Genomic DNA, 18123 nt, shown 5'->3' with positions numbered 1-18123 from the left:
ATCTGAGTTTTCACACAACCTCGGCCGGTTCCGGTTCAGGCGCACGCGCGCTTTCCCCTGGAATGGCGGCCACCAGCTCACGCGTGTAGGCAGAGCGGGCATTAGTAAAAATCTGTGAAGGCGGACCCTGTTCGACGATCTTGCCCTTATGCATCACCACGATGTCGTCGCAGATCTGACTGGCAACGCGCAGGTCATGGGTGATGAAGATCATCGACACGCCGGTTTCGCGCTGAATCCGGTCCAGCAGTTCAAGGATTTGCGCCTGAATAGACACGTCCAGCGCTGAAACTGCTTCGTCCGCGACCAGCAGCTTGGGCTTGAACATCAGCGCGCGGGCAATGCCGATGCGCTGCCGCTGGCCGCCGGAAAACTCGTGCGGGTAGCGCCCGAACGCGCCGGGATCAAGGCCCACGAGCGTCAGCATCGCGCGCGCCTCTTCGCGGGCCTGCCCGGCAGGCATCCCGTGTGCGATGGGACCGACCGTCAGGATTGTGCCGACCGTCATCCGCGGATTGAGCGACGCGAAAGGGTCCTGAAAGATCATCTGGATCTTTGGGCGGATCGCGCGGAATTCCGATTCCGACAGGGCGGCCATATCCTGACCTTCAAACAGGATCTGACCCGAATCTGCGGCCATCAGTTTGATGAGCAGACGGCCCAGCGATGACTTGCCCGAACCGCTTTCGCCCACCACGCCCAGCGTGCTGCCGCGCGCCACGTTGAACGACACATCCTGCACTGCAGGCACCACGCGACGCGTGCCAAAGAACACGCTGCCGCTGGCATAGGTCTTGACCAGATTTTTGACCTGCAGCACGGGCTCGGTCGTTGCGGTGCCATCCTGCACACGGTTTCCGCTGCGCAGATGCGGGACCGCCGCAATCAGCCGCTGTGTATAGGGATGGGTCGGCGCTTTCAGCACCTGCGCGGCGCTGCACTGTTCGACGACATGGCCCTTTTCCATCACAACCACGCTGTCGGCGATTTCGGCAACAACGCCAAAATCATGCGTGATGAACATCACGCTCATGCCCTTGCGGCGCTGAATATCGCGGATCAGCTTCAGGATCTGCGCCTGTGTCGTCACGTCCAGTGCTGTTGTGGGCTCATCGGCGATCAGGATCGCGGGTTCCAGCGCCAGCGCCATGGCGATCATCACGCGCTGCCGCTGCCCGCCCGACAGGCGGAACGGATACTGGTGATACATCAGTTCGGGTTCTGGCAAACCCACCTCAATCAGCAGTTCCATCGCGCGTTCCTTGCGCGATACCCGCGTGCCGACCCCGTGCGAGGCCATCACTTCGTCAATCTGCGCGCCGACGGTCATTAACGGGTTCAGCGCCGACAGCGGGTCCTGGAAGATCATCGACACCACGCGCCCGCGCAGGCTGCGCAGGGCCTCGGCCCCCATGCCTACAATCTCGCGTTCTTCCAGCTTGATTGACCCGGCGCTGGTTTTCATCGCCTTTGGCAGCAAGCCCAGCATGGTGCTGGCCGTGACGGATTTGCCCGAACCGGATTCGCCCACCACACACAGGATCTGGCCGCGATGCAGGTCAAAGGACACATCCTCGACCGCGTGGCGACGCTCCATACCCGTCGGCAGCTCAATCGTCAGCCCGCGCACCGACAGGACGATTTCAGGTGCGGCGGGGGGTGTTGTCCCTGCTGTCATGGGTTCGGTCCCGACATAATGGCGATAAGGCGGGGCAGGGGGCGTGTCATCTCGGTCATTGAGGTGCGACTCCGGTTGAGAGGGACGACTCGTAAGTTTGAACCACGGTTAGTTCAGCATGGTCCGGCGCGCATAGAGAACCTGTCGAATCCGCGTGCCCGGACGGCAGGATTGGCTGTTGTTGTGTCAGCGTCAGGCATTTCCTTCTGCGTTGCCGGTCATACAACGCGATCATTCGTAGACGCAGACATAGATTTTTCGCACGGTCTCAATGGTCCGCCATACGCCCACAAAGCCGGGCTTCATCACGAAACTGTCGCCTGCGCGGAAGGTCTGGGTTGCGCCGCTGGTTTCCTCGATCTCGACCAGCCCCGACAGGATGTGACAGAATTCGAAGGTTGTGCCTTTGATCGAATGTGTCTCGCCGGGGGTGGCCTGCCAGATACCCGTCAGAACCTTGTCCGCATTCGAGGAATCCTGTGCCCATGTCTTGAATTCTGGCGCGCCGGAAATCAGCCTGTCGGGCTGTGGCATTGCCTCTTTTGGGGCGAAAGTGGGATTGGTGTCGATGGCGATCAGGTTGGACATGGAAACTCCTGGTGTCATGCGGGCGACGGGCATCATAGGGGCGACTGGCCTCGTTCTTATGGGTTCAGTTTGAACCGGGCATCGCAGCGTTGGATGCCGAATTCACCTGCGCCGCAGTGAATGATGGCGATCAGACAGCCGTCTGCGGTGGAATATTCCGGTCAGTCCCGCGCCGTCTCAGTCCGGGACTGAGAAGCCAAGGACAGACTTGACCTCCAGATATTCCAGCATGCCCTCGCGCCCGTATTCGCGCCCGTTGCCGGATTGTTTGTAGCCACCAAACGGCGCATGCGGGTCCCATGCGGGATAGTTCAGGTGCACTTGGCCCGCGCGGATCTGGGATGCGACGGCACGGGCAAGCGGCAGGTCACGGCCCTGCACATGCGCCCCAAGGCCATAGACAGTGTCGTTGGCGATGCGGATGGCGTCTTCAACGCTGTCATAGGGCAGGATGCACAGCACGGGGCCAAAGATTTCTTCCTGCGCGATCTGCATGTCCGGGCGCACCTGCGAAAAGACGGTCGGGCGCGCGAAAAAGCCGCGCACCATCCCCTCGGGTCGTCCCGGCCCGCCCGCGATCAGGTGCGCGCCTTCGGCGATGCCAACCGCGATCATGGTCTGAACCCGCGCGAACTGGGCGTGGTTGGCGATGGCTCCGTGGGTCACGCCGGGGTCCTGCGGGTCGCCGACGATGATCTGCTCCGCTGCGCGTATGGCGATTTCTTCAACCTCGGCCAGTTGCGTGCGCGGCACGATCATCCGCGTCGGCGCGCTGCATGACTGGCCCAGATTGCGCATCGCCGTCGCCACGCCCAGCGATACGGCGCGTTCCATATCCGCGTCGTGCAAGATCAGATTGGGCGATTTCCCCCCCAATTCCTGCGCCACGCGTTTGACCGTATCAGCGGCGGCCTTTGCCACCGCGATGCCCGCGCGGGTCGACCCGGTGATCGAGACCATGTCAACGCCCGGATGTGTGGCCATCGCCGCCCCCACTTCCGGCCCGTCGCCTTGCACCAGATTGAACACCCCTGCGGGAAAGCCCGCCTTTTCAACCAGTCCAGCAAACAACAACGCGCTCAGAGGGGCGAGTTCGCTGGGCTTCAGCACCACGCAGCATCCAGCGGCCAAGGCCGGGGCCACCTTTGCGGTGATCTGATACAGCGGCCAGTTCCACGGTGTGATCAGCGCGCACACGCCAATCGGTTCCCGGAAAATCGCCGTGGTGCCGCGCTGGCTTGTAAATTCAAACCGGGCCAGAACCTCGCGCGCGGTTCTGATATGGGCCACTGCCAAAGGCACTTGCGCGGCCTTCGCGTAGCTGAGCGCGGCGCCCATCTCCTGGCTCATGCAGTGGGCCAGCAGGGGGGCGTTGTCTTCCATCAACCCCTCCAGCCGCGCCAGCAGGGTGATGCGCGCGTCGGGGGCTGTCTGGCTCCATGCCGGAAAGGCGCGGGTTGCGGCGGCAACAGCCGCATCCACGTCGTGCCGGTCGCCCAGCGGGATGTGGCACAGCAAGGATTCCGTGGCGGGGTTGATGACGGCGGACGTCCCGGACCCGTGCGGCGCAACCCATCGGCCATCAATGAAGAACCGGCCCAGATTGCCGCTGTGTTTCAGGTGGTCAACGGGTGCGATCATGATGCGCGCCTTTCATTTGGGAGGATCGGGTGCGGGTGGCAAAGCGTGCGGGACGCGGCGGGCGGCACCGCGCTGCGGCTATGGGTGGGGCAAGCTGACGAATATCTGACCGTCGCGTTCGGACGTGGGGTGAACAGTCAGCGCGCCGCAGCCTTCGGGGGCGTGATGCGGGGCGCCGCTGCGCAGATCGAACTCTGCGAAATGCAGCGGGCAGATCAGCCGCCCGTCATCCACAAAGCCTTCTGACAGCGACGCGACAGCATGCGGGCAGCGGTCATCGGTGACAAAAGTCTGCCCGCCCTGCCGCGTTGCGCACAGCGCCCCCCGCGCGGAGTGCTCGATGCGCAGCAGAGCGCCTTCGGTCACATCGGCGGCGGGGCACAGAAGGTATTCCTTTCTTGCAGCCGTTGGGGCCGGGGCGGGTGTGCCTGGCGCCACCGGTTCGCTGAGCGACAGCCTGCGCGCCGCGCGGTGTATCGCCTCGGGCGTGTCGATGCCCACGGCGAAACTACCGAAATCCCAGAATTGACCGGACTGCGACAGAAGGCTGGCCTTCGGATCAGGTCGCCCGACGACCTGCACGCGGTGGCCAAACTGCTCGGACCAGAAGCGCAGCGGTTCCGGTGGCGGGGCGGGCTGGCCCAGAATGTGGCGCGCGACGCGGTCGGCCTGAAGATTGGCGTTTTGCCATGTCTCAAAACGCCCGCTGGGGGGTAGGGCGACATCGCCGATGGCAAATACCCCCTCATGCGAGGTGGCACCAGTTTCATCGGTCAGAATGCCGTTCGCGCAGTCTAGCCCCGCGCGGCGGGCCAGTCCGTCATTCGCCACCATCCCGATGGCCAGCAACAGATGATCCGCGGTCAGGTGCTGCCCGCCGACCTCGCAACGGACGCCGGTTTCAGTTTCATGAAACCGGGGTTCTACCCCGAAATGCAGTGTAATGCCATGCGCGCGGTGCAGTGCAGTCAGCGCGTCTGAGACAACGGGCGGGAGCATATGCGGCGCCAGCGCGGTGCTGCGCACGAACAGCGAAACCTCTGCACCGGCTATCCGCGCCGCCGCTGCGATTTCCATGCCAATCCAGCCACCGCCCAGAATGAACAGGCGCGTGCCCGGGTGCAGCGCCCCGGATAGGCGTGCGGCATCGTCTTGCGACCGCAGTTCATGCACCCTGCCATGCCCACGGTTCAAGCCCGGCAAACGCCGCGCCAGCCCACCCATGGCAAGGATCAGCGTGCCAAAGGACACAATGCTGCCGTCCGCCGTTTCGACCTGCCGCGCGTTCAGGTCTATTGCCTCAACGGGGGTGGCAAGGTCCAGCGCAAGATTGGCTGTTGCGGCGTCTTGCGCGCTGAGGAGCGGCGATACAATCGCGCCGGGGTTAAGTATATGCTTTGACAGGGGCGGGCGTTCATAGGGCAAGTGACGCTCGGCCGCGAAAATGCGGATTGGGCCCACATAGCCGTGTTTGCGCAACGCGCGCGCCGCCGTCACGCCCGCCTGTCCGCCGCCGACAATCACCACAGGCCCAGGGCCCTGCGCGGATGCTGTCGCGTGCAGCGGGGCGGCGACGTGCAAGGTGCCTGCGTCGATGACTTCGCAATATATCCCGAAATTCCGCTCAAACCGGCGGACGAGCGTGCGCAGAACGGCGGGGTCTTCGGGCAACCCGTCGCCGACGGGCAGGCTTGTGAAGCCACAACGCCCGCAGGGAACCGTACCGCGCAGACGCAGGCCGCCAAGGCTGAATTCCACCCCCAGCAGGGCATATTCGGGAATTTCACCGGCCAGATCGGGCAGGTCGACCAGCAGATTGGGCCGGAAGCGGCGCGCATCAATCGCGCTGTCGGGGATCGCGCGGCGCAGCGCCGCCATTGCCTGAAGACTCAGCAAATGCAGCGGCGCAACATTATAGCGGGGCCTGATTTCGGCATCATATGCGCGCAGGCTGGCCGGGCGACCCAGCACCTGCGCCACCTGCGCCTGCATGTCCGGGGTGTCTGCAGAAGCCCAATCAGTTCCATTGACCGACAGTTCCGGCCCGTTCGCGGTGAGCCGTGCGGAAAGCAGTGGGGCGGGATTCCAGCGTGCATCGCGGGCGGGATAGATATGTGCACCGTCCTCGTTGTCGAACAACCCGAAGGTGCGGTCGCCAAGCAAACCGCGCGGCCCAATTTCCGCGCGATCAAGCCGTTCACCGCCGAGTGAGCTGACAGGATAGCGCCATATTCCGGCCAGCTGCCCCTGGATCACCATGTCAGCCAACGCCCGATGCAATAACCCGGCGTCGTGCGCAACGTGGATCTGATGGTGGGCAGGGTTGTCCCTGGGTCGATTGTTTGGCACACGGCGTTGGCTCCATCCATCGAACTCCGGCTATGCTGTGCCGCAGCGTCTCTATTGGCGTGCGGCAGCGGCATGGCGGTAAAGATCAAGGTCAGCCTAAGGGCATAGCGCCACCAGTACCTGCCGATTTTCCGTGAATCTTAGAGAGATGCTGCTTAGAAGCGATAGACTGACGGCACAATATGGCACATCGCGCGGCACGCTTCGTCAAGGCGCAGATCGGGACATCAGCAGTTCCTTCGGCCGAGTCTTCAGATCCTCAACCATCGCGCGCTTCCGCCACTTCGCGACTGACTGAGGTGCTCCCCATTCCTTGGACAGGATCTGGTGCTTTTTTAGCTTTGATCTGCTCTTGCTGATCGGGTTGGGTTGCTTCGACTTTCAGCAGTAGACCGCTGCTGGTGGTCGGCCGCCAAGGGCTTTGTGCGGGCGGCGGTGATTGTAGAACACCATCCACTTCCGGAAGCCTGCGCGGGCCTGAGACCCGGTCTCCCAAGTGTGCAGATAAACGCACTCGTATTTCAGGGTTCGCCACAGACGCTCGATGAAGATGTTGTCCAGGTAGCGGCCCTTGCCATCCATCGAGATGCGGATGTCCGACCGGCACAAGCGGTCTGGCGAGGCAAATGACATGAACTGCGATCCCTGATCGCTGTTCATGATGTCCGGCGGGCCAAACCGATAGATCGCCTCGTTCAGTGCCTCGAACCGTCACTGCGCGCGCCGTGCAGCTGGAAAACGCGCTTTGCCAAGTCGATACCAATGAGAGTAACTTCGGACATGCATGCTCCTTCTTTTTATGATGGCTTTAACACTCACCACAATGGCACATTGCGATGCCGTCGGGAGGGGCATCCACGCCATCAACAGAGCCCTTCTAGTGCCGATGCAGATACTGGCACCAGACATACACAAGATGAAAGATCACTTGACAGTGCCATATACAATAGTTGTAGATAGCATCTATGTTCAATTATGAGAAAATACCCCTCCATTGGGTAAACAGGCTCGGCTTTGTTCTGCGAAAGGAACTGAGCGCGGTTTTCCGCGAGGCGGGTCATCCTGTCAGCCCGGAAGAATGGGCGATCCTGTTGGTGCTCTGGAAGCAAAGCCCCCAGACACCGGGCGCGCTGGCGGATGTCACGACCAAGGACAGAACGACCATCACCCGTCTGATTGACGCGATGGTGCGCAAGAATCTGGTCAGCCGCAGCGAAGATCCGGATGACCGGCGACGCAGCGTCGTGGCGGTCAGCGCACATGGTGTCGCGATGCAGGAAGATCTGGTGCGCCTTGCGCAAGGGCTGATCAACCGTGCCCTCACCGACATCCCCGCCGACGACATCGAAACGACAACACGCACCTTGCGGGCCATGACAGAAAATCTTCTGGTGCCTGCGCAAAGCGCCTCAGGACAAAGGATATCCGAAGATGGCTGACTACAACTACAGCGAATTTTCGACCACAGATTATGATTTCAAGAATGTGCATGGCCCGGAGATCGGGGACAAGGCACCGGATTTCGCGTTGATGACGACGGAGGGCGACACGAAGCGCCTGACGGATTTTACGGGGGACTTTCTGGTTCTGGAAATGGGCAGCATCACCTGCCCCCTGTTCCAGAGCAGGCGCGGGATCATGGAGACCCTCAACCGCCAGAGCGGGGTCAGCACGGCTGTGCTCTATGTACGCGAGGCCCATCCGGGGGCCGATGTTCCCGGCCACAAAAGCTTCGACGACAAGAAGGCCTGCGCGACCCGTCTGAAAGCCGAAGATGGCGAGACTAGAACCGTCTTCGTGGACGGTCTGGAGGGAGAGGCACACAGCGCCTATGGCAGCATGCCGAACGCGGTTTTCATCATCAACAGGAACGGCTGCGTGGTGTATCGGTCGGAATGGAACAACCCGTCGGCCACCCGCAAGGCCGTTGCGGCTCTCATCGCCGGGCGTGCGGTCACGGCAAAGGACTATTTCCGGCCAGCGGTGCCTGTGACCGTTTTCAGGACGCTTTCAAAGGCGGGGAAAGGATCTGCCGCCGATTTTTTCAAGGGACTCCCTTTCCTGATCTGGACGAACATCATCAAACGCAATCTGCGCCTGTTCTTTGGCCGCACCAGAACCGGGTCGGCGCGCACCACCTGCTAGGGCTGCGGCGGCTGTAGCAGCGTTCAGCCATCAGGCCTGAAACACTCCAGGGGCGTTGCTGCAGAACTCTGACCACAAAGGATTCACATCACGAATCCAGGTGGTTAGACGGGTGGCATGAGCAAGCCCGCTACCGCACGACGTACTGGTCCGCCTACAACGCTTCGCTCCGCAATCTCGGGTCGTTGCTGATCTGGCTGGATAAGGAGATGGCCTGACACGTGCCGCATGAAGGCGGCCCTGGGCGCCCGCCGATCTTCTCAGACGCGGCGATCCAGTTCTGTTTGTCGATTAAGGTGTTGTTCAAGTTGCCGCTGCGGCAGACCGCCGGGATGGTGGCGAGCCTGCTACGCCTGTCCGGCCGGGACTGGCCTGTTCCAGACTACTCCACACTGTGCCGCAGACAAAAGACCCTGAAGGTGCAGATCCCGTATCGCCGTGCCGACGGACCGCTGAACCTGCTGGTGGACAGCACGGGTATCAAGTTCCTTGGCGACGGGGAATGGCAGGCCTGGAAGCATGGTGTTCAGGGACGGCGCCAATGGCGCAAGGTCCATCTGGCCATGGACACCGCCACATCCGACATCCGCGCGGTCGAGTTCACGGGCGTTGTTGCAGACCTTCCTGAGAACAGGAGGTGCCAAAGTGGCATTTTTTGCACCGCCTGCAGCGGGACTTTCCCAAACGTCCTTGGCAAATTTTGCACTGCAGCTCTCAGGTTTTCAGAGGTGCAAAACCCGCCTTCTAGGCGGGTGGGGGACGGGCTCAATAGTGGTGGCGCGTTCGACGCTGTGCGGAACCTGCATCTATTTTCCATGAGGCTTGCCCCAAACAAAAGGTGCCAGGCTTTTCAGCCCGGCACCACTAACTGCCTGATCAAGGAAAACCTAGATCAGTTCAAGCCAGCAGAGAAAAGATAGACTTTCTCGTCCGGGCGCGGCTGCCAGTTTACGCGGTTGCTGACGCCATAGAAATCGGGCTGGAAATACATGTGCAGCCAAGGGCCGTCATCGTAGAAGACCTGCAGCATCTCGTCGATGATGACGCGGGTTTCTTCTTCGGTCTCGGCGGCGGCGATGTCTGCCCAACGATCGAACCAGCGTGGATCGTCCCAATGGGTGTAGTTGGTGCCTGCACTGACAGTGCTCAGATCGGCCATGTCATAGAGCGGTGACCAGAGCGCACCACCAGAGCCAAGGAAGAACAGCGGCCCGGCGTTGCGCTCGCGGATGAGCGGCACGAAGACCGAGGACCATTCCATCAGTTCAAGCTCAACGTCGATTCCCACATCGGTGAGGAACTGAGTCACGGCCTGCACGACGTTGGCGTCGTTCAGATAGCGGCCCTGACCAGCCTGGAAGCGGATCGAGAAACGTGTGCCGTCATCGCCGCGCGGCCAACCTGCTTCATCAAGAAGCTGTTCGGCCATTTCCGGATCGTAGGGATAGGGTTCCAGGCTCTGGTTGGCATTCGGCGGGTTGACGATGCCGGTCATCCTTTCGCATTCGAAGTTCAAAAGCTGCGTGCAGATGCCCGGAACATTGACCGCGTATTGAAGCGCACGGCGCACATCCGGGTTGGCGATGGCCTCTGCGCCAGGCATGTCGGCCATTGCTTCGGAAAGGTTGAACCCCACATACATGCGGCGGGTGCCTTGGATCGGCTCGACCACGGCGGTGCCGGAATTATTGATCACATCAAGCTGGTCGGGGGCGACGTTGGTGATAATGTCGACATTACCGGCCATGAGTTCTGCGGCGCGGGTAGAAGCCTCGGGAATGATCCGCCAGACGATGCGTTCAAAGCCGACCTCGGCGCCTTCGACGGCTTCGAGCACGACTTCAGAACCGCGCGACCAGTTCGTAATCTGGTAGTCACCCGATCCGACCGGATTGGAGGAGGCTTCGTCGAGGCTCATCGCCTCGTAGCTGTCCATGCAGTGAATGAAGACCTCAGCGATCAGGCCGAAGGCGATCTGGCTTTTCTGCGCGATGTTGATCTGGACGCGCAACTCATCAAGCGCCTCGGCGCTCTCGAAGCCGATGGAGGAGAACACAAAGCCCGGTGTGTTGCCGGTGAAGGCATTCTCCGGGTCAGCCGCGCGATTGAACGAATAGGCGGCGTCTTCGGCTGTTAGCGCCTCGCCGTCGTGACAGGTCAGCCCTTCGTTGAGCGTGTAGACATAAGCCAGCCCATCTTCAGAGATTTCGAGAGTATTCGCCAGATCGGGCTGCGCGACGCCGTCGCCATCCATGGAGAAGAGCGTTCCAAAAATATGGCGTGCGATGTTGGAGTTGTCGCGCGAGGAGATCGCGGCGGGCTCAAACGTCGTGATGTCCGCGCTGAGCCCGACGACGATGGTATCATCTGCAGCTTGTGCAAACGCCCCCGTCCCCATCGCGAGGCTCGCGGCCCCGGCGGTCAGTATCTTGTGGAGTCTCGGCATTGACTTTCCTTTCACCTGTTGGATGGATCTACATAGCCGTTGACACTCTTGGTGGTGCCTCAGGCCGCTTTTCGGTGATGTCGATGCCTTCGCCCTTTCGGGTCCAGACGCCGACGCTCAGAGGGCTTCCACAATCGTCACCGGGTCAAAGGCGGCGAGGATACGTGTGTGTTCGGAAATGAGGTCGATTGCGCGCTCGGTGTCACGCGCCTCAAGGGCATCGACGATCGGAGGGTGGTTGCGGGCGATTTCAGCCAGATTGCTCTCGTCGCGGTTGCGCAGAGCCATGATTTGATGGATGCGCAGGTAGAGGTTCTTCCACGAGGCGCGGAGCAAGTCGTGATCGGCCAGCGTGATGAGTGTGTGGTGAAAAGCCTCGTCGGCGGCGACCAGCGCTTCGAAATCATCGGCCTCGGCTGCTGCGGTCATCGTGTCGCAATGCTCACGCAACTGATGCAGCGGGGCACCGTTATCGAGGATGCGGCGCACCGCCATGACTTCGAACACCTCGCGGAGGGAATAGGTTTCGCCGACTTCGCGCGCAGTCAAAGGTTTCACGCGTTTGCCCTTGTAGGCGATGGTCTCGACGAGGCCATCATTTTCAAGAATCTGGATCGCCTCGCGGATCGGGGCGCGGCTCACGTTCATTTGCTCAGCCAGCGCGGTTTCCACGAGGCTCGTGCCTGGCTTGAGTCGGCCGCTCAGGATTGCGGCGGGCAGACGGTCTGCGACCTGAACGCGTAATGGGACGTTCTCGATCGGGGAGATGTCGTCGGGCAGGGTATCGGCGGCACGGGAGTTTGCGGTGTTCACGGCGTCAGTTCCTTGGAGCTGTTGCAGACAGCCGTCCGACGGGACGGTTTGCCCTTTTAGACGCTTTCGGCTGGTTCACCGAAGCGAATTCAACATATGTGGTGACGATAAGATTGCAGTCACCGCCTTGTATGGTTTCTTCTGTGTAATGTCGACAATCCATAAGTGGACAATGCGCCTCTGCTTTCGATCTTGTCAAGCGTGACACGCTGCGCATCCTGTCATAATGGTCGCACGTGTGGTCATGTGGTGTGTATACAGGCACTTGCGTGGCCAGAACCGACTTGGCGCAACTCGGGAACAATGCGGGCGCAGTCTTCTGTTGCCATTGGGCAGCGGGTGCGAAACACGCAACCCGAGGGTGGGTTAATGGGGCTGGGGATGTCGCCCTTGAGTATCGTGCGCGCCCGGCGGCGTCCTGGCTCGGGGACCGGGACCGCCGAGAGCAGCGCCTTGGTATAGGGGTGATTCGGGCGGGCGTAGAGATCGGCGGCGCTTGCGATCTCCATCACCTTGCCCAGGTACATGACGATTACGCGGTCACAGATATGTTCGACCACGCCGAGATCGTGGGCGATGAACAGCATCGTAAGGTCAAGATCGTTCTTTAGGTCTTCAAGCAGATTGATGACCTGCGCTTGAATCGACACGTCGAGCGCCGAGACGGGTTCGTCAGCGACGATGAATTCGGGCTCTACCGCCAAGGCGCGGGCAATGCCGATGCGTTGCCGCTGACCTCCGGAAAACTCATGCGGATAGCGCGCAAGGTGATCCGGTGAAAGGCCGACCTTTTCCAACAAAGCCGCAGCACGATCGTTATGTTCGGAAGCCTTTCCGATGCCATGCAGCCGCAAAGGGTGTGTGAGGACGTCGCGGACTTTTTCGCGGGGGTTCAGGCTCGCATAGGGATCCTGAAAGATGATCTGCATCCGCTTGCGATAGCTGCGTAGTTCTGCACGGCCAAGGCCCATGACATCGACACCACCGAACCGCACAGCACCACTCGTCGCTTCTTCAAGCCGCAGGATGGTGCGGCCCACAGTCGTCTTTCCCGAACCGCTCTCGCCGACAAGGCCAACGACTTCGCCGGGGTGAATCACGAAGGAGATACCATCCACTGCCTTCACGGAATTGACCACACGCTGCAGCACGCCACCGTGGATCGGGAAATGCTTGCGCAGGTTCTCGACCTGCAAGAGGGGCGCGGCTGAGGGAGACGACGACATCATGACGCATCCTTTTGAGACAGGTTCAGGTCGCGCCAGCGGGCGCATCGGATCATATGGCCGTCTGCCGCCTGTTCGAGAGGCGGCATCTCTGCGTGGCATATCTCGGTGGCGAATGCGCAACGCGGATGGAAGCGGCAGCCCTCCGGCAGCCGCGTCAGCGCGGGAACAGATCCCGGAATTGCCTGCAGGCGTACCTTGTTGACTGAGGAGCCAAGACGCGGGATGGAGTTCATCAGGCCAGCGGTATAGGGCATGCGCGGGTTGCGGAAAATTTCATTGACCGGGCCTGTCTCTACCACCTGTGCGGCATACATCACAACGACACGGTCCGCGACCTCGGCAACAACACCGAGATCATGCGTGATGAAAATGATCGCCATCCCCATCTTTTCCTGAAGGTCTTTCATCAATTCGAGCATCTGAGCCTGAATCGTCACATCGAGCGCTGTGGTCGGCTCGTCGGCGATCAGTATGCGTGGTTCGCAGGACAGCGCCATTGCGATCATCGCGCGCTGGCGCATGCCGCCCGACATCTCATGCGGGTAGTTATCGACCCGGCGTTTCGGCTCGGGGATGCCGACCAGCGACAGCATTTCGATGGCGCGCGCACGCGCGGCTGTTTTGGATAAGCCCTTGTGGCGGATCACCATTTCGGCGATCTGCTGACCGATGGTATGGACGGGGTTAAGGCTGGTCATTGGCTCCTGGAAGATCATGCCGATCTCCTTGCCGCGAATCTCACGCATTTGGACATCAGAATATTTTGAGATTTCCGTGCCGCCGAGTTTGATACTGCCACCTGAAACGCGTCCAATATCTTTAGGAAGCAGGCCCATGATCGAAAGGCTCGTGACCGATTTTCCCGAACCGCTTTCGCCGACAATGGCGAGGGTTTCGCCGGGGTGGACATCGAAGCTGACCCCGTCGACAGCATTGATCGACAGTGTCCGTGACAGGTCGAACGTCGTCTTCAAATCGTGGACCTGAAGGATCGGAGTGGTGGTCTGATCATCAACGGGCATAAGGTGCCTTTTCTTTGAGCGGGGCCGAGCCGGAGCGGGGGGCCGGAGTGATGTTCCCGAATTGGGCGCTTGACGGGATAGGGCGCTGCATGTTTCTGTTGTCCAACTGTCGACAATATAAAATATACCCTGTTGGATGATCACCCCGGTTGTCAAGCGCGTGAGACAGGAACGATGCAAAATGAAGGAACGACGATGCAAGGTGCGGTTGGGCGACAAGTAGATGACACAAATTTCGGCAGCAAGACCGGGCAATCACGCCCGGATGTGCTGCGCATGATATGCTTGTAAGGGTCTGAGCCGATGTGGACATTCCTCGCACGACGTCTGCTGCAAAGTATCGTCGTCCTAATCGGCGTGACGCTGATCAGTTTCATCGCGCTGCAAATGGGTGGTGATCCGACATATCTGTTTGTGTCAGAGAGTGCCAGCGCCGAGGAAATCCAGCGCGCGCGCGTAGCGCTCGGCTTCGACAAGCCGTTGCCTGTGCAATACCTGACTTACGTTTGGAATGCGCTTCAGGGCGATTTCGGTAATTCGCTGAGCTATCGTCAACCTGCGATGGGGGTCGTGCTCGACGCGATGCCTGCGACGATCGAACTGACGTTCTTCTCGCTTGTATTGGCCATCGGCCTCTCAATCCCGCTGGGTATTTTTGCGGCGCTGAACCGAGGCCGCCCCGTCGACGGCGGTATAATGACGATCGCGATGCTCGGCCAGTCGATCCCAAATTTCTGGATGGGTATCATGATGATCCTGTTCTTTGGCCTATATCTTGGCTGGTTCCCGATCTCAGGGCATGTGCCGTTCCTCGAACCGCTTTTTGAGGGTGATTTTGTCACTGCGTTCAGCAATCTGCCGCGGTCGATGTACTACATGATCATGCCAGCGATCGCTGTAGGGACCTATACCTTGGCACGCAATGCGCGGCTGATTCGCTCGTCCATGCTGGAAGTGCTAGGACAGGATTATGTGCGGACCGCAAGATCGAAGGGGATTTCCGAACGGCGTGTCGTGATGAACCATGCGATGCGCAACGCTTGGCTGCCTGTTGTGACGATGATCGGGCTCGAATTCGGCTTCCTGCTCGGCGGGGTCGTCGTCGTTGAGACGGTGTTCTCTTATCCGGGTATCGGCCGGCTGGTGTTTAATGCCGTTAATCAACGCGATATCCCAGTAGTGCAGGCGAGCGTAATCTTGCTCGCGGCGGTCTTTATCCTGCTCAACCTGATCGTCGACCTGATCTACGCGCGCCTCGACCCGCGCGTGAAACTCTAGAGAGGCTGCGCCAATGAGCGAGACCAATACCAGGGCCAACGCGGCCAATTCGATCGCACCGCCGATCGTGTCCTATCGGCGGCGCGAGTTGCGGCGTGCGTTCCAGAGCCTTGCGACAAGCCGCTGGGCGCTTCTGGGCATGGTCATCTTGTTGGTCGTGACCTTCATCGCGATCTTCGGACCGGCGCTTGCGCCGTTCGACCCCAACCGACAGAACATCATGATGCGCCTGCTTGAACCCGCAGCTCCGGGTGCGGGTGGCATGACCTATTGGCTCGGCTCTGACCAGCTTGGCCGTGACGTTTTCTCGCGGCTGCTCTACGGGGCGCGGGTCTCGCTTCTCGTTGGGGTAGCGGCCATCGCGGTTGGCGGGACGCTCGGCACGGTGGCGGGTCTCGTTTCAGGCTATTTTGGTGGCTGGATCGACGATGTGATCATGCGGCTGGGTGATATCCAGCTAGCCTTCCCTTTCATCCTGCTGGCGATCATGTTCCTCGTGGTGCTCGGGCCGGGGCTGGTGAACATCATCCTTGTGCTGGGGATTGGGCAGTGGATCACGTATGCGCGGATCGTGCGGGCGCAAACGCTTTCGCTGCGAGAAAAGGAATTCGTTGAGGCTGCGCGCGCAATGGGCGACAGCACGTTCTCGATTCTGTTTCGGACAATCCTGCCGAACCTCGTTGCCCCGTTGACGGTCATTGCCTCGTTTAACGTCGCGGGCGTGATCCTGTCAGAGGCTGCACTTTCCTTCCTCGGTCTCGGCGTGCCACCTTCGGTTCCGACATGGGGCAGCATGCTTTCGGAAAGCCGAGACCACCTGCTGTCGAACAAGTGGTGGATGGCGGTCTTCCCTGGCCTCGCGATCGTGTTGACGGTGCTGGCCTTCAACATCATCGGCGATTGGCTGCGCGATTTCCTCGACCCGAGGCTGAAGGAAAATGGTTGAGGAAGCATAGGCTACTATCGGATGTGTTTGTGATTGGTCCGTCGTCAGTTTGCCGACCAACACGATTGATGCGGAGGTATAGATCAACGATCTTTTCGCCTGTCGCACCACTACCGCGAATAAACGTCTTCTACCCTGCTTGCCGGTGTATTGGCCTGCCGTCGTCGCATTCGACCTAGGTAAAGGCACAGCAATTTGTCAGCGACTGTGTGCTCGGTAGTGCGGCCCCGAAAGAAACGCGGCTCCATCGCCTGGGCGGCATGATTTCAACCCTTGGCAAAAGAGCTCGGTATAGTCTGCGGCGCCACAGGACTGACATGTGCTACCGTTCGGGTCGAGCGCACGCCGAAATTCACGCTTGCAAGAAGGGAGTGCCAGCAAGATCGAGAGTGTCCGATCTTCTGTGTAACTGGGATCTGGTCCATGCTTCCTGAGAGGAGCAAGGACGATGACGATTTCCAAGGAACTGCTGGACGAACTTCTGAAGGGCTGCGAGCGGCCTGAAGATTTGCTTGGCAATAACGGCTTGATGAAAGAGCTGAAGATCAAGCTGATGGAGCGGATGCTGGGCGCCGAACTGACCGCGCACCTGGGCTATGAGGACGGCAAGGAGGCGCCGCCCGATCAGGTTAACCGCCGCAACGGCTCATCCGCCAAGAGACTAAAAGGCCAAGACGGCGAACTGCCGATTGCCGTGCCGCGTGACCGGGACGGCAGCTTCGAGCCTGAACTGGTGAAGAAGGGCCAGACCCGGATCGATGGGATGGACGACAAGATCATCGGGCTCTACGCCGCCGGTCTGACGGTGCGTGATATCCGCGCCCATCTCGAGGACGTCTATGGCCTTCAGGTCTCGCCTGACCTGATCAGCCGCGTCACCGACGCCGTGCTGGACGAGGTCCGGGAATGGCAGTCCGGCGCTGGACCGAATGTATCCATCGTCATTTTCGACGCGCTCCGGGTGAAGATCCGCGATGCTGATAGCCGCATGGTGAAGAACAAGGCCGTGTATGTTGCCCTGGGCGTCTCACGGGACGGTGTTCGCGAGGTTCTGGGCCTGTGGATTGCCGAGAACGAAGGGGCCAAATTCTGGCTGTCGGTGATGAACGAACTCAAGAACCGGGGTGTCCAGGATATCCTGATTGCCGTCGTGGATGGCCTCAAAGGCTTCCCGGAAGCGATCACCGCCGCCTTTCCCGATGCCACAGTCCAGACGTGCATCGTTCATCTGGTGCGCCATTCCCTGAATTTCTGCGCCTGGAAGGATCGCAAGGCAGTCGCCGCCGATCTGCGCCTGATTTACGGCGCTCCAACCGCCGATCAGGCTGCCGCCGAACTGGATGCTTTCGAGGAAAAATGGGCCGAGAAATACGCCTCCATCGCTCCGGCATGGCGGCGGGCATGGCAGGAGGTGATCCCGTTCTTTGCCTTCGATCCGGCGATCCGCAAGATCATCTACACCACGAACGCCATCGAAAGCCTGAACCGTGTGATCCGCAAATCGATCAAGACCCGTGGTTCGTTCCCGACCGAGGAGGCTGCGACCAAGCTGATCTATCTGGCGATCCGCAATTTCGAGAAAGGTGGGCGGAATGTCCGGGAATGGTTTGCGGCCCGAAACCAATTCGCTATCATGTTCGACGAACGCTTCAACGCGTGACTGTATCTGAAACCCGCATGGACCGGGCCAGATACACAGAGTTCATGACACTCCCGCAAGATCACCCCCCAACGCAAAATAGCGTTAAAAGAGATGCGCGCAGCGGCCTTTAACCCAAACCTTCCAGTGAAGGTCGTAAACTAGAGCCTGGGAGTTGGGAAACTTTCATGACACGCCGACAAGAATAAAGAGAAAATCGCAAAAGACGCCGATGAAAATTTGCGCTCAACATGGCGCGCCAAGCACCAGTTCGTTCTTATATCCGACACCTGTTGCCAGTCGAAGCCACGCGTTCCTCTGAAAGAGTCGCATACGGGAGCTGTCTACA

The 18123-nt window shown here is 60.3% G+C and carries 13 protein-coding genes and 2 pseudogenes; 6 read left to right on the top strand and 9 right to left on the bottom strand.

Annotated features, from left to right (window positions below; translation table 11 throughout):
- Positions 1 to 10: 10 nt before the first annotated feature.
- From H9529_RS08860 to H9529_RS08840, 5 genes and pseudogenes are all read right to left on the bottom strand, one after another.
- Positions 11 to 1678, bottom strand: a complete 1668-nt coding sequence (locus tag H9529_RS08860; RefSeq protein ID WP_092891777.1) for an ABC transporter ATP-binding protein — start codon at positions 1676 to 1678, stop codon at positions 11 to 13.
- A gap of 231 nt (positions 1679 to 1909) precedes the next feature.
- Positions 1910 to 2266, bottom strand: coding sequence for a cupin domain-containing protein (locus H9529_RS08855; protein WP_092891775.1), 357 nt, complete (start codon positions 2264 to 2266; stop codon positions 1910 to 1912).
- A gap of 177 nt (positions 2267 to 2443) precedes the next feature.
- On the bottom strand, positions 2444 to 3907 hold the full coding sequence (locus H9529_RS08850) for an aldehyde dehydrogenase family protein (protein WP_092891773.1): 1464 nt from the start codon (positions 3905 to 3907) through the stop codon (positions 2444 to 2446).
- 78 nt (positions 3908 to 3985) lie between these two features.
- A complete protein-coding gene (locus H9529_RS08845) occupies positions 3986 to 6166 on the bottom strand; it encodes an FAD-dependent oxidoreductase (protein WP_092891771.1) in 2181 nt (726 codons plus the stop codon).
- A 471-nt stretch (positions 6167 to 6637) separates the two neighbouring features.
- Positions 6638 to 6961, bottom strand: a pseudogene (locus H9529_RS08840) (transposase); the annotation flags it as partial.
- 260 nt (positions 6962 to 7221) lie between these two features.
- On the opposite strand from H9529_RS08840, the gene H9529_RS08835 reads away from it, so the two are divergent.
- From H9529_RS08835 to H9529_RS21095, 3 genes and pseudogenes are all read left to right on the top strand, one after another.
- Positions 7222 to 7695: a MarR family winged helix-turn-helix transcriptional regulator gene (locus H9529_RS08835; RefSeq protein WP_092891765.1), complete on the top strand. Its 474-nt coding sequence runs from the start codon at positions 7222 to 7224 to the stop codon at positions 7693 to 7695.
- Positions 7688 to 8401, top strand: coding sequence for a TlpA family protein disulfide reductase (locus H9529_RS08830; protein ID WP_092891763.1), 714 nt, complete (start codon positions 7688 to 7690; stop codon positions 8399 to 8401). Before H9529_RS08835 ends, H9529_RS08830 begins: the two co-directional genes overlap by 8 nt.
- A gap of 68 nt (positions 8402 to 8469) precedes the next feature.
- Positions 8470 to 9027: pseudogene (locus tag H9529_RS21095) on the top strand (IS5 family transposase); the annotation flags it as partial.
- Between the two features lie 266 nt (positions 9028 to 9293).
- Here H9529_RS21095 and H9529_RS08820 read toward each other — a convergent pair.
- The 4 genes from H9529_RS08820 to H9529_RS08805 all read right to left on the bottom strand — a co-directional run bounded on the left by H9529_RS08820 (position 9294) and on the right by H9529_RS08805 (position 13911).
- Positions 9294 to 10847, bottom strand: a complete 1554-nt coding sequence (locus H9529_RS08820; RefSeq protein ID WP_092891761.1) for an ABC transporter substrate-binding protein — start codon at positions 10845 to 10847, stop codon at positions 9294 to 9296.
- A gap of 117 nt (positions 10848 to 10964) precedes the next feature.
- Positions 10965 to 11660, bottom strand: a complete 696-nt coding sequence (locus tag H9529_RS08815; protein WP_092891759.1) for a GntR family transcriptional regulator — start codon at positions 11658 to 11660, stop codon at positions 10965 to 10967.
- A gap of 242 nt (positions 11661 to 11902) precedes the next feature.
- The gene (locus tag H9529_RS08810) at positions 11903 to 12889 is read right to left on the bottom strand and encodes an ABC transporter ATP-binding protein (protein ID WP_317889615.1); all 987 of its coding nucleotides are present in this window, start codon (positions 12887 to 12889) and stop codon (positions 11903 to 11905) included.
- A complete protein-coding gene (locus tag H9529_RS08805) occupies positions 12886 to 13911 on the bottom strand; it encodes an ABC transporter ATP-binding protein (RefSeq protein WP_092891757.1) in 1026 nt (341 codons plus the stop codon). The genes H9529_RS08810 and H9529_RS08805 overlap by 4 nt, the downstream gene beginning before the upstream one ends.
- 303 nt (positions 13912 to 14214) lie before the next feature.
- Here H9529_RS08805 and H9529_RS08800 point away from each other — a divergent pair, with 303 nt between their 5' ends.
- From H9529_RS08800 to H9529_RS08790, 3 genes are all read left to right on the top strand, one after another.
- On the top strand, positions 14215 to 15189 hold the full coding sequence (locus H9529_RS08800) for an ABC transporter permease (RefSeq protein ID WP_092891755.1): 975 nt from the start codon (positions 14215 to 14217) through the stop codon (positions 15187 to 15189).
- A gap of 13 nt (positions 15190 to 15202) precedes the next feature.
- Entirely contained in the window at positions 15203 to 16135 is a 933-nt protein-coding gene (locus H9529_RS08795) for an ABC transporter permease (RefSeq protein ID WP_223814105.1), read from the top strand.
- A 448-nt stretch (positions 16136 to 16583) separates the two neighbouring features.
- A complete protein-coding gene (locus H9529_RS08790; protein WP_190305594.1) occupies positions 16584 to 17795 on the top strand; it encodes an IS256 family transposase in 1212 nt (403 codons plus the stop codon).
- The last annotated feature ends 328 nt before the right edge of the window (positions 17796 to 18123 follow it).

Origin of the sequence: Roseicitreum antarcticum, assembly GCF_014681765.1 — a bacterium.
GTDB classification, from domain to species: Bacteria; Pseudomonadota; Alphaproteobacteria; order Rhodobacterales; family Rhodobacteraceae; genus Roseicitreum; species Roseicitreum antarcticum.
The sequence above is the reverse complement of the archived record's forward strand: the minus strand, read 5'-3'. Positions and strand labels throughout refer to the sequence as shown.

Excerpts from the sequence above, each read along its gene's own strand:
- H9529_RS08860 (WP_092891777.1), bottom strand. The coding sequence starts at position 1,678 with ATGACAGCAGGGACAACACCCCCCGCCGCACCTGAAATCGTCCTGTCG.
- H9529_RS08855 (WP_092891775.1), bottom strand. The coding sequence starts at position 2,266 with ATGTCCAACCTGATCGCCATCGACACCAATCCCACTTTCGCCCCAAAA.
- H9529_RS08850 (WP_092891773.1), bottom strand. The coding sequence starts at position 3,907 with ATGATCGCACCCGTTGACCACCTGAAACACAGCGGCAATCTGGGCCGG.
- H9529_RS08845 (WP_092891771.1), bottom strand. The coding sequence starts at position 6,166 with ATGGTGATCCAGGGGCAGCTGGCCGGAATATGGCGCTATCCTGTCAGC.
- H9529_RS08835 (WP_092891765.1), top strand. The coding sequence starts at position 7,222 with ATGTTCAATTATGAGAAAATACCCCTCCATTGGGTAAACAGGCTCGGC.
- H9529_RS08830 (WP_092891763.1), top strand. The coding sequence starts at position 7,688 with ATGGCTGACTACAACTACAGCGAATTTTCGACCACAGATTATGATTTC.
- H9529_RS08820 (WP_092891761.1), bottom strand. The coding sequence starts at position 10,847 with ATGCCGAGACTCCACAAGATACTGACCGCCGGGGCCGCGAGCCTCGCG.
- H9529_RS08810 (WP_317889615.1), bottom strand. The coding sequence starts at position 12,889 with ATGATGTCGTCGTCTCCCTCAGCCGCGCCCCTCTTGCAGGTCGAGAAC.
- H9529_RS08805 (WP_092891757.1), bottom strand. The coding sequence starts at position 13,911 with ATGCCCGTTGATGATCAGACCACCACTCCGATCCTTCAGGTCCACGAT.
- H9529_RS08800 (WP_092891755.1), top strand. The coding sequence starts at position 14,215 with ATGTGGACATTCCTCGCACGACGTCTGCTGCAAAGTATCGTCGTCCTA.
- H9529_RS08795 (WP_223814105.1), top strand. The coding sequence starts at position 15,203 with ATGAGCGAGACCAATACCAGGGCCAACGCGGCCAATTCGATCGCACCG.
- H9529_RS08790 (WP_190305594.1), top strand. The coding sequence starts at position 16,584 with ATGACGATTTCCAAGGAACTGCTGGACGAACTTCTGAAGGGCTGCGAG.